The 25,158-nt window shown below is 61.8% G+C and carries 21 protein-coding genes; 8 read left to right on the plus strand and 13 right to left on the minus strand.

All coding sequences use genetic code 11. The features are described 5' to 3' along the window. Nucleotides 1-52: 52 nt before the first annotated feature. Nucleotides 53-664 (plus strand): NMCC_0638 family (lipo)protein, encoded by a 612-nt coding sequence (locus LJ656_RS09560; protein WP_230509038.1) that lies wholly within the window; start codon nt 53-55, stop codon nt 662-664. A gap of 296 nt (nt 665-960) precedes the next feature. Here LJ656_RS09560 and LJ656_RS09565 read toward each other — a convergent pair whose 3' ends face one another. Beyond that, nucleotides 961-1,671, minus strand: coding sequence for a FadR/GntR family transcriptional regulator (locus LJ656_RS09565; protein WP_230509039.1), 711 nt, complete (start codon nt 1,669-1,671; stop codon nt 961-963). A gap of 466 nt (nt 1,672-2,137) precedes the next feature. Between LJ656_RS09565 and LJ656_RS09570 the strand changes: the two genes are divergently transcribed. Together LJ656_RS09570 and gudD are read left to right on the plus strand one after the other, a co-directional pair. Continuing rightward, nucleotides 2,138-3,469: an MFS transporter gene (locus LJ656_RS09570; protein ID WP_230509040.1), complete on the plus strand. Its 1,332-nt coding sequence runs from the start codon at nt 2,138-2,140 to the stop codon at nt 3,467-3,469. A 112-nt stretch (nt 3,470-3,581) separates the two neighbouring features. Next, nucleotides 3,582-4,931: a glucarate dehydratase gene (gudD, locus tag LJ656_RS09575; protein WP_230509043.1), complete on the plus strand. Its 1,350-nt coding sequence runs from the start codon at nt 3,582-3,584 to the stop codon at nt 4,929-4,931. Nucleotides 4,932-5,067: 136 nt separating this feature from the next. On the opposite strand, the gene LJ656_RS09580 is transcribed toward gudD, so the two are convergent. From LJ656_RS09580 to LJ656_RS09630, 11 genes are all read right to left on the minus strand, one after another. Then, nucleotides 5,068-5,595, minus strand: a complete 528-nt coding sequence (locus LJ656_RS09580; RefSeq protein ID WP_230509045.1) for a DUF2867 domain-containing protein — start codon at nt 5,593-5,595, stop codon at nt 5,068-5,070. A gap of 71 nt (nt 5,596-5,666) precedes the next feature. Further along, the gene (locus tag LJ656_RS09585) at nt 5,667-7,175 is read right to left on the minus strand and encodes an MFS transporter (RefSeq protein WP_230509415.1); all 1,509 of its coding nucleotides are present in this window, start codon (nt 7,173-7,175) and stop codon (nt 5,667-5,669) included. 306 nt (nt 7,176-7,481) lie between these two features. Continuing rightward, nucleotides 7,482-8,789: a sensor histidine kinase gene (locus LJ656_RS09590; protein ID WP_230509047.1), complete on the minus strand. Its 1,308-nt coding sequence runs from the start codon at nt 8,787-8,789 to the stop codon at nt 7,482-7,484. 44 nt (nt 8,790-8,833) lie between these two features. Continuing rightward, nucleotides 8,834-9,499 (minus strand): response regulator transcription factor, encoded by a 666-nt coding sequence (locus tag LJ656_RS09595; protein ID WP_230509049.1) that lies wholly within the window; start codon nt 9,497-9,499, stop codon nt 8,834-8,836. 5 nt (nt 9,500-9,504) lie between these two features. Next, nucleotides 9,505-10,920 carry an efflux transporter outer membrane subunit gene (locus tag LJ656_RS09600; protein ID WP_230509051.1) on the minus strand — a complete coding sequence of 472 codons (1,416 nt, stop codon included), beginning with the start codon at nt 10,918-10,920 and terminating at the stop codon, nt 9,505-9,507. Then, nucleotides 10,917-14,000, minus strand: a complete 3,084-nt coding sequence (locus LJ656_RS09605; protein ID WP_230509052.1) for an efflux RND transporter permease subunit — start codon at nt 13,998-14,000, stop codon at nt 10,917-10,919. The genes LJ656_RS09600 and LJ656_RS09605 overlap by 4 nt, the downstream gene beginning before the upstream one ends. Before the next feature lie 30 nt (nt 14,001-14,030). Beyond that, entirely contained in the window at nt 14,031-15,029 is a 999-nt protein-coding gene (locus tag LJ656_RS09610; RefSeq protein ID WP_230509055.1) for an efflux RND transporter periplasmic adaptor subunit, read from the minus strand. Between the two features lie 185 nt (nt 15,030-15,214). Continuing rightward, nucleotides 15,215-15,613 (minus strand): hypothetical protein, encoded by a 399-nt coding sequence (locus LJ656_RS09615; RefSeq protein ID WP_230509056.1) that lies wholly within the window; start codon nt 15,611-15,613, stop codon nt 15,215-15,217. Further along, the gene (locus LJ656_RS09620) at nt 15,610-15,981 is read right to left on the minus strand and encodes a tlde1 domain-containing protein (RefSeq protein WP_230509058.1); all 372 of its coding nucleotides are present in this window, start codon (nt 15,979-15,981) and stop codon (nt 15,610-15,612) included. Before LJ656_RS09620 ends, LJ656_RS09615 begins: the two co-directional genes overlap by 4 nt. Nucleotides 15,982-16,367: 386 nt before the next feature. Beyond that, nucleotides 16,368-16,823, minus strand: a complete 456-nt coding sequence (locus tag LJ656_RS09625; protein WP_230509060.1) for a type II 3-dehydroquinate dehydratase — start codon at nt 16,821-16,823, stop codon at nt 16,368-16,370. A 78-nt stretch (nt 16,824-16,901) separates the two neighbouring features. Then, nucleotides 16,902-18,278, minus strand: coding sequence for an MFS transporter (locus LJ656_RS09630; RefSeq protein WP_230509062.1), 1,377 nt, complete (start codon nt 18,276-18,278; stop codon nt 16,902-16,904). A gap of 255 nt (nt 18,279-18,533) precedes the next feature. Between LJ656_RS09630 and LJ656_RS09635 the strand changes: the two genes are divergently transcribed. The 5 genes from LJ656_RS09635 to LJ656_RS09655 all read left to right on the plus strand — a co-directional run bounded on the left by LJ656_RS09635 (nt 18,534) and on the right by LJ656_RS09655 (nt 24,380). Then, entirely contained in the window at nt 18,534-19,316 is a 783-nt protein-coding gene (locus tag LJ656_RS09635) for an IclR family transcriptional regulator (protein ID WP_230509063.1), read from the plus strand. A 263-nt stretch (nt 19,317-19,579) separates the two neighbouring features. After that, nucleotides 19,580-20,578, plus strand: a complete 999-nt coding sequence (locus tag LJ656_RS09640) for a porin (protein ID WP_230509416.1) — start codon at nt 19,580-19,582, stop codon at nt 20,576-20,578. Between the two features lie 681 nt (nt 20,579-21,259). After that, the gene (locus tag LJ656_RS09645) at nt 21,260-21,967 is read left to right on the plus strand and encodes a dienelactone hydrolase family protein (RefSeq protein WP_230509065.1); all 708 of its coding nucleotides are present in this window, start codon (nt 21,260-21,262) and stop codon (nt 21,965-21,967) included. A 132-nt stretch (nt 21,968-22,099) separates the two neighbouring features. After that, nucleotides 22,100-23,134 (plus strand): helix-turn-helix domain-containing protein, encoded by a 1,035-nt coding sequence (locus LJ656_RS09650; protein WP_329958847.1) that lies wholly within the window; start codon nt 22,100-22,102, stop codon nt 23,132-23,134. A 4-nt stretch (nt 23,135-23,138) separates the two neighbouring features. Beyond that, nucleotides 23,139-24,380, plus strand: a complete 1,242-nt coding sequence (locus tag LJ656_RS09655; RefSeq protein ID WP_230509066.1) for a Zn-dependent hydrolase — start codon at nt 23,139-23,141, stop codon at nt 24,378-24,380. Between the two features lie 24 nt (nt 24,381-24,404). On the opposite strand, the gene LJ656_RS09660 is transcribed toward LJ656_RS09655, so the two are convergent. After that, nucleotides 24,405-25,106, minus strand: a complete 702-nt coding sequence (locus tag LJ656_RS09660; RefSeq protein WP_230509068.1) for a methylated-DNA--[protein]-cysteine S-methyltransferase — start codon at nt 25,104-25,106, stop codon at nt 24,405-24,407. Nucleotides 25,107-25,158 lie beyond the last annotated feature (52 nt).

A 25,158-nucleotide genomic window follows, 5' to 3' on the forward strand; every position in this document is an offset into this window, starting at 1 on the left:
GTGGAGAACAATATTTGGCGACACACTTGGAGCTACAAAAAGGGGGAATTCCATGACCGGACCTTTTAATCAAAAGCCGACCGGCACCATGAAACCATTTATCCTTGCGACAACACTGATTTTTTCGGCGTGTGTTGTGGCGCAGGAGGCCCCCTCATCCCCCGCAGTCGCTCAGTCGAATGTGGCAACGCGACTGTTCATGGATCTGTGCATCCCATCAGTTGGAAATCGCGAAGCGTTGAATGCGCTGGTTGCGAAGTATGACTTGCGTGACGCTGACCCAGTATTCTCTGCAAAAGTGCTGAGAGGGAAGGCCGGCAAGGTATGGTCAGCACCGAGCCATTTAGGCAATTTCATCATCATCTGGCAAGCCGACAATTCTTGCTCCGTTTGGGCAAGGAGGGGCGACGCTGCCACCTCAATCCAGCATTTCAAACGCATAGTGACTGGCGCGCAACGCCCCCGTCTTCAACTGCGAGTTGTTGCGGATCGGGACATTGAAGGTCACGGTGGAACATACCACTATCTAGCTTACGTTCTGTCGAAGGCCGATCAAGATGTTGGAACGTTCGCGAGCATCGGTGTTACGTCCTCAAACGCGGCGGAAGTCCAGGTGCGATTGAGGATGGAGCGAGCGAAGATTTCAACGCCGGTACAAAACTGATCCGCCGTCTAAGTGAACCCTTCGCCACCCCAATGATTTAGATCTTTCCGTGGCGAATTGCTATGAGTTAGGTTAATTTTTGCGAACCGAGCCAACCCGCGGGAAACAGCAAATGTAGGTCTCTGAGCTAGTTGAGACGCTGACGCCGATCGTCGCCAATCTGGACATCGTCGTCGAGCGTCTCGTATTGGCCCGAACCGAGACAAACAATCCCACCTCATCTGCCCGACCATACCCAATTTCCACCACGAAGATCAGCGAACGTCATTCAACGCCAGCCGACGCCTGCGCGTCCCTCAAACCCCCACCTTCGTCAACTCATGCGCCCGCCGCAGCCGTTCCCGGCTGTTGCTCAAATGCATCCGCATCGCCGCACGCGCATCGTCGGCATCCTGTCGCTCGATCGCGCGATAAATCAGCAGATGTTCCCCGAGCACGTTACGCAGCACCTCGATCTGGTCGAGCTCCGCGATCTCAGCCGACCCAAGCCGCGTACGTGGACTGACCGAGCGGCCGAGCTGACTCAACACATCGAAGAAATAGCGGTTGCCGCTCGCGCGCGCGATCTGCAAATGAAACTCGATGTCGTGCGCGAGCGTGTCGGTGCTGCCGCGCTCCAACTCCGATTCGAACCGCTGGAGCGCGGTGCGGATCTGCTTCAGGTTCTGTTCGGTGCGCCGCGACGCCGCGAGCGCGGCCGCGGCCGCTTCGACGTCGATCCGGAATTCGATGATCGCCATCACGTCGAGCATGCTCGACAGGTCGGCGGCCGCCAGTTGCATCGGTTTTTCGGCGGCCGGCGCGAGCACGAAAGTGCCGATGCCGTGGCGCGTTTCGACGATGTTGGCCGCCTGCAAACGCGAAATCGCCTCGCGCACGACCGAGCGGCTCACGCTGAGCTGCTTCATCATCTCGACTTCGGTGGGGATGCGGTCGCCTGGCCTTAGCGCTCCGCGGCGGATTTCATCGGAAAGGGTGGCCACCACCTTCTCAGTTAGGCTGCTCATTTTTGTGGCTGGTTGACTGATTGCCCGCAAAGTATTGCACAGGACTGTACTCGATTTGCGGGCGCGGGCGGCACGGTTACCGGCTATTTATGTGAGCCGGATATGTGAGCCGGAGGCGCGGTGGGGAGGTACGCGAGCCGGTTGTCGCGGGCGGCAGGAGGGCGGTTCCCGGCATGGCGGACCGCGTGCGCAGCAAGGCACCGGCAAGTCCGCCTCCAAGGTTCAGAAGGCAGGATAAAATCTAAGTCATCAGACGTCCTATTTTTGGCGAATGCAAGTGCCGGCCAGTAAGGGAGGGGCCGCGGCGGTCCACTATAGATCAAGGGAATCAACGAAAATTGACAGGGTAAACACCCGGCTGGTTCTTAATCAAGCATCGATGTAGACTGTCGTCAGACAACGTATGTTACACGGTAAGCGTCCTTCCATCTCGGAACCGCTAAAAGCCGACTCCCGGAGACCCACCTTGACCTCAGCCCTGTCCGCCGTGCTCGATCCGCTGGAATCCGCGGTCGCGAAAGTAAAGCGCAACGTACTGCCGCTGTTCCTGATCATGTTCATCGCGAACTATATCGATCGCGTGAACATCGGCTTCGTCAACACGCATATGAAAGCCGATCTCGGTATCGGCGCGGCCGCGTATGGGCTGGGCAGCGGTCTGTTCTTCATCGGCTACGCGTTGTTCGAAGTGCCGTCGAACGTGCTGATGCAGAAGTTCGGCGCGCGCGCGTGGCTCACGCGGATCATGGGCACGTGGGGCATCGTCGCCGCCGCGATGGCGTTTGTGTGGAACGACACGTCGTTCTACGTGCTGCGCTTTCTGCTCGGCGTCGCCGAGGCGGGCTTCTTCCCCGGCGTGGTGTTCTACTTCACGCAATGGCTGCCGCAAAAAGAACGCGGCAAGGCGATCGCGATCTTCCTGTCCGGCTCGGCGCTCGCGTCGGTGCTGTCCGGTCCGATCACCGGCTCGCTGCTGTCGATTCGCGGCTTCGGCCTGCAAGGCTGGCAGTGGATGTTCCTGATCGAAGGCGGTTTTTCGATCGTGCTGTGCGTGGTCAGCTGGCTGCTGCTGAAGTCGCATATCCGCGACGCGCACTGGCTCAGCGCGGAAGAGCAGCGCGTGCTGTCGCAGTCGATCGCGGCGGAGCAGGCCGAGCGCGAAGCGCAGGGCGGCGCGCATCTGCCGACGCTCAAGCTGCTCAAAGACCCGCAGATCGCGCTGTTCTGTTTCCTCTACTTCGCGATCCAGTTGACCATTTACGCGGCGACCTTCTGGCTGCCGACGATCATCCGCAAGATGGGCGGCCTGTCCGATTTCGAGGTCGGCATGTTCAACGCGATTCCGTGGCTGATCTCGATGGTCGCGATGTACGGCTTCGCGGTGGTGTCGGCGAAATGGCGCTTCCAGCAGGGGTGGCTCGCGGTCGCGCTGGTGATTGCGGCGGCCGGGCTGTTCGCATCGACGTCGGGCAACGCGGTGTTCTCGTTCGTCGCAATCTGTTTTTCGGCGATCGGTTTCAAGGCCGCATCGTCGCTGTTCTGGCCGATTCCGCAGGGCTATCTCGATGCGCGCGTCGCCGCCGGTGTGCTCGCGCTGATCAATTCGGTCGGCAATCTCGGCGGCTTTTTCGCGCCGGCCACCTTCGGTTATCTGCAGCAGCACACCGGCTCGATCACCGGCGGCCTGTATGGGCTCGGCATCGCATCGTTGCTCGCGGCGGCGGCCGGCTTCCTGACTCGCAACAAACCCGGCAACCGCGAACCGGCGCGCGAGACGTTGCGCGGCAACGCACATTGACTACACTGACGGCCGCATGTGGCCGTCATTCCGTTTCCGCCCGGTCGAACACGCGCGCGCTGCGCTGCGAATTCCGCTGGCGGGCTTACTTCATCACACAGGTGCTTTTTCCATGACCACGAAACCTACCGAATCGAACGGCACGCCGATCGTCACCGAACTGCGCGTCGTGCCCGTCGCCGGCCGCGACAGCATGCTGATGAATCTGAGCGGCGCGCATGGTCCGTTCTTCACGCGCAACATCGTGATTCTGCGCGACAGCGCGGGCCATACCGGCGTCGGCGAAGTGCCGGGCGGCGAGAACATCCGCAAGACCATCGATGACGCGCGGCCGTTCGTGGTCGGCCAGTCGATCGGCAATCTGCAAGCAATCCTGAACAAGGTGCGGACCCAGTTCGCGGATCGCGACGCCGGTGGCCGCGGGCTGCAAACCTTCGATCTGCGCACGACGATCCACGCGGTGACCGCGCTCGAAGCGGCGCTGCTCGACCTGCTCGGCCAGCATCTCGGCGTGCCGGTCGCGGCACTGCTCGGCGAAGGCCAGCAGCGCGACGAAGTGGAAATGCTCGGCTACCTGTTCTATATCGGCGACCGCAACAAGACCGACCTGCCGTATGCGAACAACGCCGGCGCGCGCGACGACTGGGAGCGCGTGCGCACCGAAGTCGCGATGACGCCGGAAGCGGTCGTGCGACTCGCGCAAGCCGCACAGGTGCGCTACGGCTTCAACGATTTCAAGCTGAAGGGCGGCGTGCTGCCGGGCGACGCGGAGATCGAAGCGGTGACGGCGCTGGCCGAGCGCTTCCCTGACGCACGCGTGACGCTCGATCCGAACGGCGCATGGTCGCTCGCCGAAGCGGTGCGGCTGTGCCGCGATCAGCATCACGTGCTCGCGTACGCGGAAGATCCGTGCGGCGCGGAGAACGGCTACTCGGGCCGCGAAGTGATGGCCGAGTTCCGCCGCGCGACCGGCCTGCCGACGGCGACCAACATGATCGCGACCGACTGGCGCCAGATGGGTCACGCGATCCAGTTGCAGTCGGTCGACATTCCGCTCGCCGATCCGCACTTCTGGACCATGCAGGGTTCGGTACGCGTCGCGCAGATGTGCAACGACTGGGGCCTCACGTGGGGTTCGCATTCGAACAACCACTTCGATATCTCGCTGGCGATGTTCACGCACGTTGCGGCCGCCGCGCCGGGCAAGATCACCGCGATCGACACGCACTGGATCTGGCAGGACGGTCAGTTCCTGACGCAGGAGCCGTTGCAGATCGTCGGCGGCAAGGTGAAGGTGCCGCAGAAGCCGGGACTCGGCATCGAGCTGGATCTGGATGAGCTGGAGAAGGCGCACGCGCTGTATCAGCAGCATGGACTCGGCGCGCGCGATGACGGTGTGGCGATGCAGTATCTGATTCCGAACTGGAAGTTCGATAACAAGAAGCCGTGCCTGGTGCGGTGAGTGCGCGGTAAATGTGTTGAGAGTGCGCCGCAAGCTCTAACGAACGCTTCGGCGTATTTCACCCGGAAAGTTCTGACGCCCCTTGAAAAAGGGGCGTTTGTATTGCTGCCCGGAAAAACGAAGTCATCGCCGCACGTTATGCGGTGGGCCATCCGAGCTGCTGTGCCCGATCGAGTGTGGCACGCACCACCATCCGATGGAACGGTGCGATCAACGCAATATAGGCCTGCCCCAGCGGGCGATTGTAGAAAACGAGTGTCGTCATGATCAGGCGACGGGGTCGACCATGAGATGCCGGCTGTACGAGCACCGACACGCGGAAATCGAGGTGCCTGTCGTTCTCGCCGAGAACGACCTCGTCATCATGTCGTTCGAACACGCAAAAAAGGCTGATCCGCTCGTCTGCGCTCGCTTGTTTGGTCTGGAGATCGACGGCTCTCTTCAGGCCGAACGGCAACACGAGGATGTCGCGCAATTTCAGCAGCATCGCGATCCACTCGGGTTGCTTTGCAAACGCGTGCCGCGCGAGAGACGCGGCGTCGTCGGCGGCGGTTTCCGACAGGTCCACCGAGAAGGCGTCCGCAAAGTCGGCGTGGCCGTACGACGAACTGAGCCGCGAGGACGGCGGCAAGTCTACCTGCTCGATCTTCGGATAACTTTGCATGTCAGATCCCAGATCCGTTAATTCAGGCGATCAACGAAACGCGGCTCCATCGAGCGATGCCGACCCGCCCCTTACCCCTTCCGAAACACCACGTGCGAAATCCGCTGCACCAGCAGCGCGGCCGCGAGCGACGCCACTGCCGTCAACCATACGCCAATATGAATCGACTGCACCAGCGCATCGCGCGCGTTGTCCAGCAGTGCAAGCGTATTGAGCCCCGACGTTTTCATGTCGGCGATCAATTGCGCGCGCGACGCGTCGTCGATCAGGATGCGCAAATCCGCGAAACGCGGTTGCCATTGCGACGCGGCCGGCTCGCCGAGCACGCTGAGCGTGCGCGAGACGACGTCGCGATAGTGATGCGACACGACCGTCGCGACGATGCTGGTGCCGAGCATTCCGCCGACCATGCGGGTCGATTGCAGCAGCGCGGTCGTGATGCCGAACCGTTCGCGCCCGGCGATCTCCTGGCCGAAGATATTGAGGTTGTTCAGGATGAAACCGAGCCCGATGCCGACCGCGCCCATCGGCAGCACGATGCGCAGATGCGGCGTATCGGGATTCGCGAACGCGAGCGCGATCGATGCGAACATCAGTAAAGCGAAACCAATCGTCAGAATCCGCGTCGGCTTCTTCATATGAATCACGATGCGCGTATTGAGCACGCTGCCGAGCGCGATACACGCGGCGATCGGCGTCGCGAGCAGGCCGGCCTGCTGCGGCGACAGGCCGAAGCCGCCTTGCAATAGCAGCGGCGCGAAGAAGATCAGCGAGAACATCACGAAGCCCGACAGCATGCCGAGCGTAAACAGCGTGACGAGTTGTGCGTCCTTGAACAGGTCGAGCGGGATGATCGGGTGCTGCGCGCGTTTTTCGCACGTATACAGTGCGATCGCGCCGACGATCACACACGCGCCGAGCACCAGATTGCCTGCGGTCAGACCGTGCTTCGGCACTGCCTCGATAAATACCTGCAAGCCGCCGAGCACCGCCGCGACCAGACCCGCGCCGAGCCAGTCGATCTTCACTTCGCCGTCGATCGGTCGGCGGAAATTCGGCAGATGGGCCCAGATGAAATAGAGCGCCGCCGCGCCAACCGGCAGATTGACGAGGAACGTCGAGCGCCAGCCGAGGTGCTCGCTCATCCAGCCGCCGAGCGACGGGCCGGCGGCCGTGCCGATTCCGTACGCGGCGGCCAGCACGACCTGCCAGCGCACGCGCGTGCGCGGATCGGGGAACAGATCCGGGATCGACGCGAACGCGGTGCCGACCATCATCCCGCCGCCGATGCCTTGCAGGCCGCGCGCGATCGCCAGAAACAGCATGCTGTTGGCGAGCCCGCACAACACCGATGCGGCGGTGAACGTGATCACCGCGGCGATCACGAAGCGCTTGCGGCCGAAATAGTCGCCGAGCCGGCCGAACACCGGCACAGTGACGACCGACGCGAGCAGGTACGCGCTTGCAATCCACGCGAAGTATTCGAAGCCATGCAGTTCGGCGACGATCGACGGCAGCGCGGTGCTGACGACGGTCTGATCGAGCGCGACCAGCATGTTGACGAGGCCGATGCCGAGCATCGCGTACAACGCATGGCGGAACGGCAGGGCGGGAGCGGAGGGCGTGGCGGGTGTGGCGGGTGTGGCTGTTACGGCGGGCGTGGCGGAGTCAGGGGCGGTCGAATTCACGGGGGCAGAGGTGTCGGGAGTGGGCGCTGCGCGTCGGGTCGCGGTCAGACTGCCGACGATTGTACGCAAGTTGTCTGACCTCTTCGGCGATTATATGGGTTTCGCTGGTCTGAATTTAATCGTCGCGTGAAAAACGACAGGGGGCGGGGAAGAGTGATTCGGCCACGTGGGCACGGCCGGGAGGGACGCGAGACGACCTCAATTTCCAACCTCGAAGGTCAGTGAAACCAGAAGTCCGGGGCAATTGTCCTCTAGAACCAGCGTTGCGTGATGAGCTCGCGCTATTGCGGCCACAAGTGCAAGGCCCAATCCGTAACCGGGAGTGGAACGGCTTTGCTCCAGACGTACGAAGCGCCTGAGTACCTTCGCACGATCATCGGGTGCTATGCCTGGTCCATTGTCGGACATAAGTAGCCTTGGACGCCCTCGGTACTGAATCAACGAGACGGTTAGCTCGGTGCCGGCTGGCGTGTGGCGAATACCATTTTCAATCAGATTTGCGAGCAACTGCGACAGTAGGTGCCGATCAGCCAGGATATGGATGCCACTTTCAATTTCCAACCTGAGTTCGTGTTGCGCCATCTCAATATCAGGGCGGAAAGCGTCGACGACGCGCTCAACCAGAGCGGATAGATCAACCATCCGAAACGCTGACCGCACTTGCTGTGTCTCGATCTCTGAAATACGAAGCAGTGCAGAGAACAATTCCAGTGCGTCACGACCGTTTTCGGCCGCACTTTCAATGGCTGAGCGATAGTCGGCAATATCACTCGCTTCGAGCAACGCGCTCTCCAGTCTTTGCTGCATGCGCGCCATCGGTGTGCGTAAGTCGTGAGCCAGGTCACTCGATACCTGCTGAAGGTTCTCCATGAGCTCTGCATTGCGATCGAGCATGCGATTTATCGTTAATGCCAGCCGGTCGAACTCGCTGGCATTACTAGCATTCGCTACGCGACTCGAGAAGTCGCCATTAATGATCGCCTCCGCCGTATCGTTGATGCGCTCCAGGCGGCGGCGGATGACAAGCCCGATCATCCACGCACCCGCGATACCGACGAGCGTCATTGCACCTAGCACGCCGGCGACCATTCGGCCTAGCGTGCGATCGATCATTGCAATAGGCGTGCGCTCAGCGGCGACTACCAATGTCAGTTGGTCTGAAAGGCGGGTGGTGAGCGCCTGGAGGTCAGTCCGTGCAATTTCGTTTGAGCCCCTGACCTGGAGATGCTCTTGTCGACCGATCTCGAGACTGACTACATCCAGAGAGCCCGCAATACGCCGACCTGCTGCATCGAACAGGCCATACCACATGCCGGCAGCACGATGCCAATCTTCATTTTCGCGTTGATCGATCGCCCGGGTGACGGCTGCCGCTCCACCGTCCTGATACCGATGGATCAGCGTTGTTGTTTCGACGTCCACGCGGTGATCCAACTGCTGCTCGAGTGCCTCGTGGGTAACGCCGTATGTCACACAACCGAGCAGCAACGCTGCTGAAAGGAGCATCAGATTGGCGAGTGCAACGAGCCCCTGTGTCGTACGCGGCCACCTCATGCCGTCTTGATCGTGTAACCCGCGCCGCGCACGGTAACGATCGGGTCCTTTTCAAACCCTTCGTTCAACTTGGCGCGAAGGCGGCTAATGTGGGTTTCGACGATGTTGGTACGCGGGTCGAAATTGAAGTCCCATACTTGCTCCAGCAGCATGGTTTTGGTCAAGACGCGATCGACATTGCGCATAAGTTGCTCGAGCATCAGCACTTCTCGCGGCTGCAGATCGATGCGACGGCCGGCCCGCCGCACCGTACGTCTATGTACGTCGAGTTCGATATCGCCGACGCGTAAGCAAAAATCGACTTCTACAGCAGCGGGACGGCGAACCAGCACGTTGAGTCTCGCGTACAGTTCTGAAAACGCGAAAGGCTTAACCAGGTAGTCATCGGCGCCATTTTCGAGGCCCTCGACCCGCTCGGCGATCTTGCCCATTGCCGTGAGCAGTAGAACAGGAACGTTGATTCCACCGGCACGCAGCATTTTTAGCACTGACAGACCGTCCAGCCCCGGCAGCATGCGATCGAGTACGATCACGTCATACGACTCTTCCGTTGCCTGAAAAAGCGCATCTTGACCATTACCGACCCCGGTGGTCGTATGCCCGGCCTGGACTAACCCACGGCTGATAAAGTCCACCGTGTCGCGGTGGTCGTCTGCAATCAAAACCCTCAATACTTTCCCCTGAAACTTGCAATAGACGAATCGGTCGCCTCCCAACCGCCGCCGAGACTACGAAATAAGGAGACCTGAAGTTGAGCGAGTCGAATTCGGCTTCCGGTCAGAAGTTGGGCAGTGTCATTGAGTGTGCGTTCACTGTCAAGCACCGAAAGATAGGGATCGGCACCTGCCTGATGACGGGCTCGAGCGCGCGCCAGCGCCAGTACACTTTCGGCTTGCGCCTTCTCTAATGCGTCACGCCGTCGCACCTCGGCGCTATAGTCTGAGAGAACCGTCTCGACCTCTTGCAATGCACGAAGCACCGTGCCGTCCCATTGCGCCAGAGCAGCTTGTTCTCCGCTGCGAGCGATAGCGACCTTCGCGTGAATTGCCTCACGATTCAAAAAGACCCAGCTAACGAGGGGCGTCGCGAATATGTCGATAGCACCTCCAAGCAATCCCGTCGAAGCGCCGAATGAGATTTTCGGATAGAGCTCGGCTGTCGCAATCCCGATGCGCGACGTCGCAGCGGCTACTCGCCTTTCTGCCTCGCGGATATCCGGCCGGCGCGCTAGCAACGCGGCCCCATCGCCTACAGGTAGAGGCGAACTGATTGTCGGCAGAGCCGTGCAATTTATCGCACGGGCCGCGCTGGCTGTTGGCGCCTGCCCCTGAAGCACTGTGAGTCTGTTCCGGGCGCTTTGCAGGCTCGCTTCATATGCGGGCAAACTTGCCTGTACGCGTTCGAGTGCCGCATTGGACTGTGCGAGTTCAAGGGGTGACGCATCACCATGACGCAATTGCTCACTCACCAGATCGCGGCTGCGCAGCAAGGCTTCGATTTGCTCACGCACAAGCGCTATCTGCTCAGTCGCGCCGCAGACATCGATGTAGGCGGCGATTATGTCTGCGACCACGGTAACCTTGACGCCGTCGGCCACAGCCTTCTGGGCCGCTGAATCTGCCATCGCCGCAGCCGCCGTGTCACGTAGTCGTCCGAATAGATCCACCTCATAGGTGACCGCGACGCCGAGTCCATAGCTTGTTTTCGGCACGATCGATGTACTTGGCTGTTTGCCATTGGGATCCGAACCAAGATTGCTCTCGACGATAGCCGCTGGCCACTGCGCTGCCCCTATCCGACGCTGCTCGCCACGAGCCATCTCAAGCTGGGCAAGCGCGACACGCAGGTCCGTATTCGCTGCTAACGCACGCTCGACGTGCCTATCAAGTGCGGGATCGTCGAACAGACGCCACCAGCGAACCGGGACCGGGTCGGAGCTTACGCCGGGTTGCGCGGCAGCTTCGAATGCGCGTGGCAGGTCGGCGGCAGGAGCCGGCGCATGACTTCCTGGTAGGCTCGTACAGCCGGATGTCCCCAATACTGCTGCAAGCAGCAGCGATACGATGCGGCGATTCTTCTTCATGTTTTGCTGTCTCGCTTCGATGCCTTATTTCCAAAGCGTGCGTAAAGTGCGGGCATCAATAGCAGGTTCAATGCCGTCGAACTGACCAGGCCACCGAGAATGACGACCGCCATTGGATACTCGATTTCGTGTCCCGGCAGGTCGCCGCGTGCGACCAGCGGAAGCAATGCAAGCGCCGCGCAAGAGGCCGTCATAAGAATCGGCACGACCCGCTCTTCGGCACCGCGCAGGACCAGGGATAGGCCGAACACTTCGCCTTCGTTTCGCACGAGATGCCGATAATGGCTGAGCAACATCAAACTATTTCGCGCAGTAATACCGAACACTGTGACGAAGCCGACCAAAGAGCCCAGCGACATCACGCCTCCGGACAGCGCGACGGCGACGACGCCGCCCAACAACGCACACGGCAGAGTTGCCGCCAACAGTGCGGTCATTCGCAACGAGCGGAATTCCAGCCAGACGAGGAACAGCACGCCAATCAGGCAGAGACCTCCGAGCACCATCAACTGCCGCTGGGACGCCCGCAGCGCCGAGTACTCGCCCAGAAACTCGGGGTAGTAACCGCGCGCAAACTCAAGCCCTCGCACGCGCGCCTCGACATCGCGAGCCACCCTGCCCAGATCGGTACCTTTCAGATTCATCGTTACGTCAATACGGCGCGAGCCATTTTCCCGTTTGATCTCGTTGGCGGCGGGGTTGATGCTCACATCCGCTACGCTCTCCAGCGGCACTTGCGCGCCAGACTGGTTCGACAGCTGGAGTTGCCGCAATGCTGACAAGTCGTTGCGGACATCGGGTGTGCCCCATACGGACACATCGAAGATCTTTTGATCACGATAGATTTCACCCACTTTGCTTGCCTGAACCACCGTCGTAACGGCTCGCCGTACCTCGCCGGCCGTTAGCCCATGCGCTGCCAGAGCATCCGGTTTGAGGCGGATATGGATTTGTGGAATCAGGCTTTGCTGTTCGACCTTCAAGTCGGAAACACCCGGTATCGATGCAATCGCCGCCTTTACCGCTTCTGCTGACATACGCAGACCGTCGACCTCCGGTCCGAAGATCCGCACGACGATAGTTGCGCCGGCGCCAGTGAGGACTTCTTTAATCCGCTCACGTAAATACGTCAGCACATCTCGATAAAGACCCGGATAGCCATCGATAACATCCTGAATTTTTTTCACACTGGCATCGTAGTCGGCCTGCTCATCCAGACTGATCCATAACTCGGTGAAGTGCGGGCCATAGACTTCGTCGCCACTTTCGGCACGGCCTATGTGCGATCCAAAGTTACGAACACCAGGAATGGCCCTCAGCTCCCCACTGGCTCGCTTCGTAATTCGCTCCATCGCTTCGAGTGACGTGCCGGGCTTCTCAACGAAGTGCATCAAAAAGTCAGTTTCGCGAAAGTCAGGCAGAAATTGATTGTCGAATTGGCTGTAACCGATACCCGCGATCAGAAGCCCTCCTGCCACCGCGCCCATCGCTAGCTCTGGCCGGCCGACAACTGCAGGAAGAATTGCTCGATAACCCCGCTTAAGCGCGCGAACCCAGCGAGGTTCTTCGGTATGTCGAGACAACCGCGGCAAGAGGATCAGGCAGAGCGCGGGCGTCACGGTCAGCGCGACGAGCAGCGATGCACCGATTGCGAGGATATAAGCCGTGGCCAAAGGCCGGAAGAACGTGCCCGCCACACCGTCCAGAAAGAAAATTGGCAGGAACACGAGCATGACTATAAGGCTGGCGAACACCACTGCGCCGCGTACCTCGAGTGACGCCGCAAGTACCACGTTGAAAGCCGGCTTCGGACGAGGCAGGAGACGGTTTTCTCGCCAGCGACGGCCGATATTCTCAACGTCGATGATTGCATCGTCGACGATCTCACCGAGTGCGATGACGAGGCCAGCAATAACCATGGTGTTGAGAGTCTGGCCCGTCCAGATCATTACCAGAACGGCCGCGAGCAGGGAAAGCGGAATTGCTGAAAGACTGATGGCCGCCGAGCGCCAGTCGCGCGTGAAGACGAGCAGTACCAGCGCGACCAATGCGCACCCGAGCCACATCGCCTCTGCCAGGTTACTTAGAGAACGCTCGATAAAAGTGGCTGGACGGAAGATTGACGAATCGATGTCGATACCTTGCAATCCTGGCTTCAAATCCGCAATCGCTTTCTCCACGCCACGGGTCACTTCCAGGGTATTGGCGCCTTGCTGCTTCTCGACGATCAGTAACAAACCGTCGCGCTCGTTGATAATGGCGCTGCCAATCGGAGCCGCATGTCCCTCGACAACTTCCGCGACGTCGCCCAGCCGCACCGGTGCGCCATCCACCAGCTTAACCACGGCCCGCGCGAGATCCTCCGGTGTTTGAACGAATGACGGGTGCCGCACTGCGATGCGCTGGTTTGGCGTATCCACGAAGCCACCGCCGGTTACAACGACGGCATCGGCCGCCGCCTGCTGGACTTCCGCAAGGGTTACACCGATAGCTGCCAAACGCGCCGGGTCCACCAGCACTTGAAGCTGCCGATCACGCAGCCCCCAGATCGCCACGTTTGCAACCCCAGGCACCCCCATGAGCTTTGGACGGACCGTCCAGCGCGCAATCTCGGACATCGACATTGCATCTAGCGATGACGAGGACATACCGATCTTCAGTGCGCGGCTGGTCGCGGAAAGTGGCGGCAGGAGCGTTGGGGGGCGAACGCCCGCGGGCAACCTCGGCGCCGCGGCGGCAACGCGTTCCTGTACTAGCTGGCGCGCACGCAAGACGTCGAAATCGTCTTCGAAGATCAAGACCAGGGAAGACAGACCCAGCACCGATTTCGAGCGCATTGTCTTCATTCCGGGCACCCCGTAAACCCCGGCTTCGAGTGGAACCGTAACTAGACTTTCCACCTCCTCGGTCGACAGTCCTGGAGCCTCGGTCTGGATCTCGACCATCGGTGGTGCGAATTCAGGGAATACATCAAGACTCACATTTTTACTTGCCCGCACTCCGACGATCACGAGCACAACGGCGACGAACAAAACAAGAACTCGCTGTCGCAAGGCGTTGGCTACCAGCCACTTCAGCATACATACACTCCGAATGTCCAACGCACGCAGTTATTTCGTGCCAAACTCAGTGCCAAATAGTTCAGCGGCTCCGGCGTGTACGACGTCCGCGTCCGCCATTGCCGCGCGCGCCAGCAGCGCGCTTCCGTCTTCGGTTTTTGCCACTTCGACGCGACGGCGCTCGTACGTGTGGGGCTGAGTACGCACGTATACCCATTCGCCGCCGTGGATGTCGCGCACGATCGCCGACGCGGGGACGGCCGCCTGCTTCGTGGCGCCTTTGATTGGGATGTCTACCGCAACACGCTGCCCCAATTTGAACGTTTCGAGGTGCTCTTCGAGCGAGTAGTAGAGGTCCACTGTGCCCGCGACCTGGTTGGCCGAAGGTGGCCCGTTCACGCGGCGCACTTCGTATGCACGGTCGCCCGCGCCGAGGCCACGCAGCGATGCCGGCGCACGCAGATCCAGCGCCGACAGATTCGCTGCAAAGACGGGCACCCGCACCCATCGCGAATGGTGCTGGACCATCGAACTCACACTCGGTCCGAGGAGACTTCTCTGCCTCTGTGCGACTTCCAGGTTTGCGCGTGCAACTGCCAGTGCGGACATCGCCTCGTCGTGTGCGCGAACGCTGCCCGCCTCGTGCTGCACAAGGGCCGCCGCTCGATCCGCAGCCTTTTTCGCGACGGTCAACTCAGCCTGCGCCTTGGCCATTTCACCGTCGGCGCGAACCTGATTCGACGCGAGCAAACTCAAATCATTTGTCGTGCTAATGGGCAGGCCGCCGGTGGCCAGCGGGGGAACAACCACCTCCGCCTGAAACATGCGACTGGCGGTCGTGTTACGTATAGTCACGGGGCCATGGGCGATGCCGAGACGTTCTTCCGCGTCCGGCGTCAGCGTGATTCGCAGGAGTTCGGATTCCTTCGCGATCGACTGCGTTTTGACGTGAGCCGATTGGGTAGCGATAGCTGGCGGACGGTCGCCGCACGCGACGAGCGAAAAGCAGCTTCCGAGACTAACGAGTGAAATATAAAAATAACGCTTCATTGGCGCTCCCCAAATGCCGCAATCTAAAAGAACATCCTATCGGGGGTGCGCTTCGCTTTTACTTTCCAGATCTATACAATTTCGCAAGGTTTCCGGCGTTGGACCGCCGGGATCAGATGATGGGCGGGTCTGCTCGACGAAATACCCGCGAGTCGTGCTTGGGCTGGAAGCGTTGCGCCGCGAAATCAATGCTTCCTAGCGGGGTCGTCGAGTTCTTTAATTACCGGATCCCCTGGTGGCAGATGTCGTGAGACGACAAAAACCTCCACGTCGCTCATCGAGCATTCTTCTTCCCCGGCGTTGCTCACGGTAATGACCTTGACTTCAGCGCCGTTTTTTTCTTGAAAGGTAACGTGGTAGACCTCGCGCCATAATTGCGTCCCGTCCTTATATTTGCCGATCTCCCCGGATGCCAGTTGTACGGCCCTGGTTTTGGAAGCGTCGATATCGCCGAGGATGCCAGCGTTTCTTAACTCCACCTGGGCCATGCTGGTTGGCCAGTTGCTACATGGCGGGTTCGGTCTGGTTTCTGCGGGGCATAACGCCGGAAGCGATAGCAGCATGGTTGCAAGAGTACGTTTCATGGATGCTCCACCTTAAGCAGTCTGTCGCCACTGTTCCAGATTTTTTCCCGATATACCAAGCGCAGAACGATACAGCCGTTGGATGTGTTGCCGGGATCGGAGATGCTGTCGCCGTGGATCATAAAACCGGCGCGGCCGCCTAAGTTCGTGCCCGCGACCGGGTTAAGCCGCATCGAATATGGTCCGGTATGGGCGTGGGGAAAGGGCGGACGGATCTCGTACCGGCCAACTGGGATTGGTCCTCTGTCGCGGATATATTGACTACTGTGCTTGTTCTTGTCGTCGCCTTTACCGGAATATCCCCTGGCGATCCATTCGTCGTCGTGATAAAGATCGCCACTTGCGTGTTTGAAAATCCACACCATCATCCGGCCTCCTTGGTTGTACGAGTTGACAAGTACACCAAAGAACCTGATCTCAATAAATTTTCAGAATAAGAATTTGCCTAATGGTTTAAAGCGCGCGGAGCAGCACACCGTCGGACAAGTCCGACGGACCGCCCGCACAAGCCCGATAACTCGCGGGTCGGAAGGTTGCGGACACGCACCTGGCGCGCAGCGAGCCGCGCGCGAAAAGTCGCGCATGGATGTCAACAACTGTTGAATCCACGAACGGTGCAAAAGAAAACGCGTCGTACCGCCAATAAAAAAATGCCGTGCCCCGAAGCGCACGGCATTTGCATCCATCGAAAGAAAGCCAACCCCGCGCGACGCTCAACCTGCAGCGTCGCGCAGCGCACCTTCCACCCACGCACTCACCCGAAGTTCGGCCTTTTGCCAAGCGCCATCGCCATCGCCTGCAACGCCACCAGATATCCGTCGGCCCCAAGCCCGCAAATCACCCCAGTCGCCACCCGCGAAATCAACGAATGGCGATAAGTCTCATCGCGCTTATGAATATTGGTGATGTGCAACTCGATCAACGGCCGCTCGATCAGCTTGACCGCATCGAGCACCGGCACCGACCCGAACGAAAAGCCTGCCGGGTTCAGAATCACCGCCGCGTCGCGTTCGAACGCTTCCTGCAGCCAGTCGATCAGCGTCGCTTCGCTATTGGTCTGGCGAAACTCGCAGCGAAGTTCGAGGCGTGCGGCGAGCGCCTGCATCTGCTGTTCGATCTGCGCGAGCGTGGTGGTGCCGTACAGATGCGGCTCGCGCCTGCCGAGCATGTTGAGATTCGAGCCGTTCAATACATAGACGAGATCAGTCATGGTTCTATTACCTGTTTGCCAAAACGATGGGGCCAAATACATGCGTACTGCGAAGCGATGAAATGCCGAGCGTCACCTTCACAGCCGATGACTATTGCCCGCATGCACGGCCGCGAAATCTTCCGCGCCGCTGACGGCCGCGGCTGAGTCGGTGCGATTCATGTCGATGCCGGCGGTTTCGCGCGCGGTCAGAATCATCACCAGCGAAATAACATTGAACACCACGCACACCGCGACGACGCCCCACGGCGAGCCGTTGCACACCGCGAACAGCCACACCGCGAGCACCGGCATCGGGCCGCCGGCGACCAGGTTCGCGCCGGTATAGGCGAGCGCGGAACCGGAGTAGCGCACGTTGGTCGGAAACGCCTCGGCGAACGCGACCGGCTGGATGCCGCTCTGGAACTGCGTGAAGCCGAGGAAGAAACCCATTGCGGCGAGCATCGGCACAAAGCTGCGGGTATCGAGAATCTGGAAATAGACGAACAGCATCAGCAGCGTCGCGATCGAGCCGATCGCGAGCGCTTTCTTGCGGCCGATCCGGTCGCTCAGCATCCCGCCCGCCAGCGCGCCGACGATCGCGCAGACGTTCGCGCCCATCAAAAGCAGGAAGCCGGTTTGTTTAGGAATCGCCAGCGTTTTGGTGATGTAGCTGAGCGAGAACACCACGATCAGATAGAAGATCGCCGCCGGGCCGCAGAAGAACAGCATCCAGCGCAGCACGGTGCGCCAGTGCAACCGCAGCGCGTCGCGCAGCGGACTGCCGACGTGCACGACCTCGGTCTTGCGCAGCGCGACAAAGGCCGGTGTTTCGCTGACGCGCAGGCGGATATACAGCCCGACGATCACCAGCACGAAACTCATCACGAACGGGATGCGCCAGCCGTAGCTGTCGAACGCGGCGGCGGACATCGTCGACGACAGCAGGAGCAGCACGCCGTTCGCCATGATCTGGCTGAGCGGCGAGCACAGGCCGAGAATCCCCGAGTATTTGCCGCGCCGGTCGGGGCTCGCGTGTTCGATCGCCATCAGCTGCGCGCCGGTCGATTCGCCGCCGAGCGCGAAGCCTTGCAGGATCCGCAGCAGCACGAGCAATACCGGCGCCCACACGCCGATGCTGGTGTAGGTCGGCAAAAAGCCCATTCCCATTGACGCAAGTCCCATCACGGTCACGGTGCCGAGCATCAGATTGCGCCGGCCGAGCTTGTCGCCGAGATGGCCGCAGATGATCGCGCCGAGCGGCCGCGCCGCGAGCCCGACGCCGAAGGTCGCGAGCGACGCGAGCAGCGCCGAGGTCGGGTCCATCGACGGGAAAAACAGCCGCGGCAGGATCGTCGCGGCGAGGGCGCCGTAAAGCGTGAAGTCGAACCATTCGAGCGCGGTGCCGATCGCGGCGGCCGTGACCGCGCGGGTGCGCATTGCGGCGTGCGAGCCGGGCTGTGCAACGTCCATCATGTTGTCTCCTTGTGCGTCTGCCGCGCGGCTGGGCTGCCAGGCTGTGCCCGATACGCGTGCCGCGCTGTTGTGTGAGCGAGAAATGTGATCGGTAGTCCGGAACGATTCGCGTCGATGGACACGTGTCCGCTACCGTCAAAACAGCTTAACACCCGTGGGTGGGACGTCATTCCAGGGTGGAATTTCATCTCATAATGTGCAAGACTCATCGCACAGACGACAACACACGAATACAAGAACCCCCTGGAGACGAAGATGCCCGGCGTCACCGAACGCACCCTCGCGGTACTCGAATTTCTCGCCACCCAGATGGAAGGCACACCGCTCGCGATGATCGCCGATGAACTCGACATCCCGCGCAGCGCGTGTCATCGCCTGCTGGTCGATCTGAAGCAGTGCGGTTACGTGCGGCAGTTGCGCGAGCATGGCGATTACGTGTTGACCACCAAACTCGTCGGCCTCGGGCTCGGTTTTCTCGCGACGTCGGGAATCGTCGATATCGCGCAGACGATGCTCGACCGGCTGGCGGAGAAATCCGGCGAGCTGGTGCGGCTCGCAATCGTCGACGGCGATCGGCTCACGTGGGTCGCGAAAGCGCAGGGCGCGCTGAAGGGTCTGCGTTACGACCCCGACATGGGGATGGACACGATCCTGTCGTGCAGCGCGACCGGTCACGCATGGATGATGACGATGACCGACGAACGCGCGCTCGAACTGGTATCGCGCCAGGGCTTCGGCCAGCCGAAACAGTACGGCCCGAATGCGCCGACCACGATTGCCGGCTTGCTGAAGTTCGTGCACGCGGCGCGCGAGCGCGGCTACGCAACGATCAACGAGGTGTTCGCGCCGGGCATGACCGCGATGGCCGCGCCGGTGCAGCGGCGCGGTTATCCCGCGCTCGGCGTGATCAGCATCGCCGGGCCGCTGGTGCGGCTCGACGAAAAGCGCATGGCGAGTCTCGGTCCGACGCTGCTGGCGGCCGCCGCGGAACTGGCGGCGGCAAGTCATGCGTCGCCGTTGTTCAATCGCGGGCGTTAATCGTTTGGTGCTGCACGAGTCGGCGCGAACGTGATAAGTTCGCTCGCGATAAGCCGATCGATGTGCCCGCGGAGGACCTGATCCTGCGACATGCTCCGGTATTTTTCGTGAAGACCGCCCGCCATCGCGCGCGGGTGGCGGCCAGTTCAAGTGCTTCGCGTGCAGCGCTCCAGGCGAAGCCGGCCGATGCGGCCAATGCGGCCACGTCGCCGCGCACAGTCGTGAAGAACCGCGCGAAGGCGACCCTCATCGGCGGCGCGTTCATGTTCTTCTACACCCACGCTGCAAGCGCGGCCGTCGGCAACGACAGCGGCTTCGTCTCGCTGTACGGCGTGTTCGACACCAGCCTCGAAATCACCGACCCCGGCTCCGGCTGGACCCCCCGGCTCGACTCGGGCGCGTTTCGCGGCTCGCGTCTCGGACTGCACGGCGCGGAGCCGCTCGGCAATGGCACGTCGATCGTATTCACGCTGGAGAACGGCTTTAGTTCCGTCGACGGTTCGATGCAGCTTCCCGGTTCGATCTTCAACCGCCAGGCGTGGCTCGGCGCGAGCGGCGCATGGGGCGAAGTGCGCGTCGGCCGGCAGTACTCGCCGATCTATATCCCGTTCAAGGGCGACCTCGACGCGTTCGGCGCCGGCACCATCGCGTCGGGGCTCAACAACCTGTCGAAGATCACGCCGTATGCGAGCAACGCGATCGCCTATCTGTCGCCGCGCGTCGCCGGTTTCAGCGCGACGCTGATGACCGCGACGCGCGATCCGTCCGAGCACGACGGCAACGGTATCGACGGCTACTACGCGACCGCGACCTATCATCTCGACGGGCTGCATCTGCTGTACGCGCATCAGCAGACGCACGGCAGCGGTGCGCTGCGCGCGAATCTCGGCGGCGCGAGCTACGGCTTCGGCCATCTGCGCGTGTGGTTGGCGTTTTTCAACGGCGACGGCGGCTCGCCGCTCTATCACGGCGCAGGCGGCTCGCTGTCGGCGCAATACAGCTTCTCGGCCCATGCGCGCGCCGCGCTCGGTTATGCGCACGTACGCGACTACACGACCCCCAACGGCAGCGCGGACCAGGTCAGTGCCGCGTTCGAATACGACATGTCGCGCACGTTGCAGCTCTACTTCAGCGCCGCCTATCTGGCCAATCACGAAGACTCGAGTTTCACGCTGCGCGGCGTCAACGTGACCGGACTGCCGGTCGCTTATCCGGGCGCGCCGGTCAAGGGTGTGCAGGTGGGCTTGCTGCAACGTTTCTGATATCGGTTCAACCTGGCCGGCTGCGCTTGCCGTGTGCCCACTAATTGGGTGAAAGCGCGTAAATCGATACGGTTTAAATATGCGCGGGGAGTGTCGGAATTAATCCGCTACAAAATGAACAGATTCCATAAATGGCGCCGTTCTCCGCCAAAGTCCCGCTGGCTTTTGACTTGTCAGGTTGCCGGATAAAAAAAGGCCGGCACGAAGTGCCGGCCTGAAAGATTCTGGCGTCCGAGGATGTTGCCAGAACCTGAGAGACGTGAACATGAAGCGGCGCAGCGGCGCAGCACATGGCCCTGAATGGCCGGCCGATGCACCGCACGGTAAGCACGCCGCGCTTGCCGGCGGCGCCTTCCAACGGAATACGGGTGACGCGACGTGCGCAGGTGGAACGACCGGCGCGGTGCGCGTCGATGAACCAAAACGCATGGCGTCGAGTATAACGTCGTTAATCGGTTTGTGAAATAGAAAGATTGCGAATTAACTTGCACAAAATCGTTCATCTTTTATCGATCTATTGGACGAGTGGAATAAAAGATCGAATTGAATCAGCATGCATTCTCTTGTCGGCGAGTTGAAATGCGGCGCGAGCGGTTCGCGCTCGCGCGCAACGCTGTATTGGCGGGCAGAACAGCGGGTAGTGGCGCTATGCTAGCGGTCTCGTCTACTCAAGGAGCAACCATGACCCAACTCGCAGGTTCGATGATCACGTTCGACCGCCCGGACGGCAAGCAATTGCAGGGCTATCTCGCCACGCCGCAAAAAACCGCCGGCGCGCCCGCGGTTGTCGTGATTCAGGAATGGTGGGGCTTGAACGAGCAGATTCGCGGCGTCGCGGACCGGCTCGCGCAGGCCGGCTATTTCGCGCTGGTGCCCGATCTGTATCGCGGCAAGGCGACCGTCGAGCAGGAGGAGGCGCATCACCTGATGAGCGGCCTCGATTTCGGCGACGCTGCGAGTCAGGACGTGCGCGGCGCGGTTCAATACCTGAAGCAGCATTCGGCGAAGGTCGGCGTGACCGGCTACTGCATGGGCGGCGCGCTTACGCTGCTGGCGCTGTGCAACGTCCCCGAAGCGGCGGCCGGCGTTGTCTGGTATGGCTTTCCGCCGCTCGACTATATCGATGCGTCGAAGATCACCGTGCCGGTGATGGGTCACTGGGCGCTGCAGGACGAGTTCTTCGTGCCCGATACCGTCGATGCGCTGGAGAAGAAGCTCGGCGACGCGAAGGTCGAGTTCGAATTTCATCGCTACCTGGCGCACCATGCGTTCGCGAACGAAACGGCGGTCGGGCCGGGCCGTATCGCGCAGACCCAGTACGATCCGGTGTGGGCGCAGCAGGCGTGGGACCGCACGCTGACGTTCTTCGGCCGCACCTTGTGGAAGTGATGCGCGGGTAGACCGGAGCGGGCGCGCGGCCGGCGCCCGCGACCGCTTCGCAAAAGAGCGGATCGTCATCCTCGCGGCACGCAAAGTGCGGCTATGATCCCGTGCAACTGACGACCCTGCGGAGATACCCTGATGAGCGATCCGGTAGCCGGCCGCGCGACTGCCGCGACCGCCGCGCCGACCGCGACAGCGGCGAAGTGCGATTACAGCCACTTCGATACCTATCGCGCCGCCCCCGAGGCGCAACTGCTCGCGTGGCGCGAGCGCGTCTGCTATGTCCTCGATGTGCCGATCTCGCGCCAGCAGCTGAGCGACGGCTTTCGCGCCAGAGTCGACAGCTATCGCGTCGGCGGCATGGCGTTCATGGATTGCAGCACCGATCCGATTACGCAATCGCGTCCGCTCGCGCGGATTTCGACCGACAGCATGCGCGACTTCGTGTTTCATGTGGCGCTCGACGGCCCGTTCGAAACTACGACTGGTCCGTATCCGAAGCGCACCGCGCTGCAAACCCGGCCTGGCATTCTCGCGCTCGACCTCGATCAGCCGATGCGGATGGCGCGCGGCTCCTGTCATATGCTCGCGCTGTTCGTGCCGCGCGAGATGGTCAACGCGCTGCTGCCCGAAGCCGAATCGATTCATGGCAGCGTGCTCGAATATCACACGCCGCTCGCGCGGATGATTCCCGCGCAACTGGCTGAGCTGGGCCGCACGCTGCCCACGCTGAGCGCGGCCGACGCGCAACAGGCGCTGTACAGCTGCGTGCAGCTGATCGCCACCGCCTTCGGCAGACAGAGCGGGCTCATCGGCAATGCGCGCGCGGTAGCGCGTACCGCGCGCTTTGCGGCCACGCGCCGCTATATCGATGCGCATCTCGGCATGGCGGACCTGACGGTCGAGCGCGTGCTCGCGGTCTCGCAACTGTCGCGGCCCACGCTTTACCGGCTGTTCGAGCAGGAGGGCGGACTCGCCGCGTACATTCGCAACCGCCGGCTGCGCGAAGCGGCTGACGAGTTGCGGCGCTATCCGCACAAGCGGGTGATCGACGTCGCGTACGGCTGGGGCTTCAATAGCGCGTCGGACTTCAATCGTGCGTTCAGGCGTGCGTACGAGATGTCGCCGGGCGATTTTCGGGCGACGGCATCGGCAATCAATCAAAGGAGATGACAACGTGGTGAAGATCGATCCGGACCGGCTGATGGCCGACCTCAAACAGTTGCGCAGTTTTGGCGCGACCGGTCCCGGCGTGGTGCGGCTGTCGCTGTCGCCGGTGGATCTGGCGGCGCGCGAGTGGCTGGCCGGCAGGATGAGCGACGCGGGGCTCGATGCGCGCATCGACGGCATCGGCACCGTGTTCGGGCGTTCGCGCAATCCCGGTCCCGCGTTGCTGATCGGTTCGCACACCGACACGCAGCCGACCGGCGGCTGGCTCGACGGCGCGATGGGCGTGATCTATGGCCTCGAGATCGCTCGCGCGCTCGGCGAACACGACGCGACCCGGAATCTGGCAGTCGACGTCGCGTCGTGGATCGACGAGGAGGGCACGTTCTCCGGACTGCTCGGCAGCCGCAGCTTCGTCGGCGAGGAGGTCGACAGCGCGATTCGCGACGCGGCCAACCGGCAGGGCGAGCGTCTCGAAGATGTGCTGGCGGCCGCGGGACTGGCGGGCCGGCCGCGCGCGCAATTCGAGCCGGGCCGCCAGCTGGCCTATCTGGAGCCGCATATCGAACAGGGCGGGCGGCTCGAAGCGATCGGCAAAGCGATCGGCGTCGTCACGACGATCGTCGGCATGCGCGAGTTGCGGCTGCGCTTTACCGGCCAACGCAATCATGCCGGCACCACGCCGATGGCGATCCGCCGCGACGCGGGCGCGGCGCTGGTTGCGTTCATCGCGACGCTGAACGATGCGTTCAAACAGCTCGCCGATGCCGACACCGTATGGACCGTAGGGCGCATCGATCTCGAACCGGGGTCGATGAGCGTCGTGCCGGGTACAGCCGACATGTACCTGCAATTTCGCGACGCCAATCCGGCGCGGCTACAGGCAATGGAAAGCGCGCTCGCCGAACTGGTGCGCGACTTCAATGCGCGTAACGCGGTCAGTGTCGAATTGCAGACCGTCGATGAACCGATCGACCCTGTCAGCATGGACGCGACGCTCGCTGAGCACATCGCGCGAGCGGCCGAGGCGGTCGCGCCGGGGCAATGGCTGCGCATGCCGAGCGGCGCCGCGCACGACGCGCAGGTGATCGCGCGCTGCATGCCGGCCTGCATGATGTTCGTGCCGAGTATCGGCGGCGTGAGTCACGACTTTATCGAGGACACGGCCGAGCAGCATATCGTGCTCGGCTGTCAGGTCGCGGCGAGCGCGGCCGCTTCGATGCTGCTGGAGTTGGCGGCGAAAGCCGCCTGACAGGAAGAGCGGGGCGGCTGCCGTTCAGTTGCCGAACAGCGATGCCTGGGTGCCGCGGCTCGGCGGATGACGTGCCGGTTGCGCGGCTGCGGCCGGTTCGGCGGCGGGCTTCGGTTGAGCTGCCTGCACGGCGTGCCGCGCCGGCTCGCGCTGGTGTTCGCGTTGTTGTTCGCGCGGTTGTTCGTACCGCGGCTTCTGCTCTTCCCCATCCGCGGCCCCAGCCTCGGCCGCCGCTTCGAGCGAAGTCTGTCCCGCCTCCAGCGCGAGCAACAGCATCTTGTTCGCGAGTCCGCCGGCGAATCCGGTCAACTCTCCCGATGCGCCGATCACGCGATGACACGGCGCGATGATCGAAATCGGATTACGCCCGTTGGCCGCGCCGACCGCGCGCACCGCGTTCAGATTGCCGATCTGCTGCGCGATCTCGGTGTAGCTGCGGGTCTGGCCGAATGGAATGGTCAGCAGCGCGTGCCAGACTTTTTTCTGAAACTCGGTGCCCTGAAACTCGAGCGGCAGATCGAAGCACTGCCGCGTGCCGGCGAAGTACTCGCGTAATTGCCGCTCGGTTTCGAGCAGCACCGCCAGTTCGTTTGCTTCAACCATTTCGCCGAGCCGCACGCGGTTTGGTTTGTCGTGTTCCCACAGAATCGCGGCGAGGCGCTCGCCTTTTGCTACGAGCTTCAACTGGCCGACCGGCGATTCGATCAACTTGAATGCGTACGTCACTTGAATCTACTCCCGACGAGGTGGAGGCGCGCGGCTTGCGGCATGCATTCGC

This window comes from Paraburkholderia sejongensis (genome assembly GCF_020880815.1).
GTDB classification, from domain to species: Bacteria; Pseudomonadota; Gammaproteobacteria; order Burkholderiales; family Burkholderiaceae; genus Paraburkholderia; species Paraburkholderia sejongensis.

Excerpts from the sequence above, each read along its gene's own strand:
- LJ656_RS09560 (WP_230509038.1), top strand. The coding sequence starts at position 53 with ATGACCGGACCTTTTAATCAAAAGCCGACCGGCACCATGAAACCATTT.
- LJ656_RS09565 (WP_230509039.1), bottom strand. The coding sequence starts at position 1,671 with ATGAGCAGCCTAACTGAGAAGGTGGTGGCCACCCTTTCCGATGAAATC.
- gudD (WP_230509043.1), top strand. The coding sequence starts at position 3,582 with ATGACCACGAAACCTACCGAATCGAACGGCACGCCGATCGTCACCGAA.
- LJ656_RS09580 (WP_230509045.1), bottom strand. The coding sequence starts at position 5,595 with ATGCAAAGTTATCCGAAGATCGAGCAGGTAGACTTGCCGCCGTCCTCG.
- LJ656_RS09585 (WP_230509415.1), bottom strand. The coding sequence starts at position 7,175 with ATGCTCGGCATCGGCCTCGTCAACATGCTGGTCGCGCTCGATCAGACC.
- LJ656_RS09590 (WP_230509047.1), bottom strand. The coding sequence starts at position 8,789 with ATGCTCCTTTCAGCAGCGTTGCTGCTCGGTTGTGTGACATACGGCGTT.
- LJ656_RS09600 (WP_230509051.1), bottom strand. The coding sequence starts at position 10,920 with ATGAAGAAGAATCGCCGCATCGTATCGCTGCTGCTTGCAGCAGTATTG.
- LJ656_RS09605 (WP_230509052.1), bottom strand. The coding sequence starts at position 14,000 with ATGCTGAAGTGGCTGGTAGCCAACGCCTTGCGACAGCGAGTTCTTGTT.
- LJ656_RS09610 (WP_230509055.1), bottom strand. The coding sequence starts at position 15,029 with ATGAAGCGTTATTTTTATATTTCACTCGTTAGTCTCGGAAGCTGCTTT.
- LJ656_RS09615 (WP_230509056.1), bottom strand. The coding sequence starts at position 15,613 with ATGAAACGTACTCTTGCAACCATGCTGCTATCGCTTCCGGCGTTATGC.
- LJ656_RS09620 (WP_230509058.1), bottom strand. The coding sequence starts at position 15,981 with ATGATGGTGTGGATTTTCAAACACGCAAGTGGCGATCTTTATCACGAC.
- LJ656_RS09625 (WP_230509060.1), bottom strand. The coding sequence starts at position 16,823 with ATGACTGATCTCGTCTATGTATTGAACGGCTCGAATCTCAACATGCTC.
- LJ656_RS09630 (WP_230509062.1), bottom strand. The coding sequence starts at position 18,278 with ATGATGGACGTTGCACAGCCCGGCTCGCACGCCGCAATGCGCACCCGC.
- LJ656_RS09635 (WP_230509063.1), top strand. The coding sequence starts at position 18,534 with ATGCCCGGCGTCACCGAACGCACCCTCGCGGTACTCGAATTTCTCGCC.
- LJ656_RS09640 (WP_230509416.1), top strand. The coding sequence starts at position 19,580 with ATGTTCTTCTACACCCACGCTGCAAGCGCGGCCGTCGGCAACGACAGC.
- LJ656_RS09645 (WP_230509065.1), top strand. The coding sequence starts at position 21,260 with ATGACCCAACTCGCAGGTTCGATGATCACGTTCGACCGCCCGGACGGC.
- LJ656_RS09650 (WP_329958847.1), top strand. The coding sequence starts at position 22,100 with ATGAGCGATCCGGTAGCCGGCCGCGCGACTGCCGCGACCGCCGCGCCG.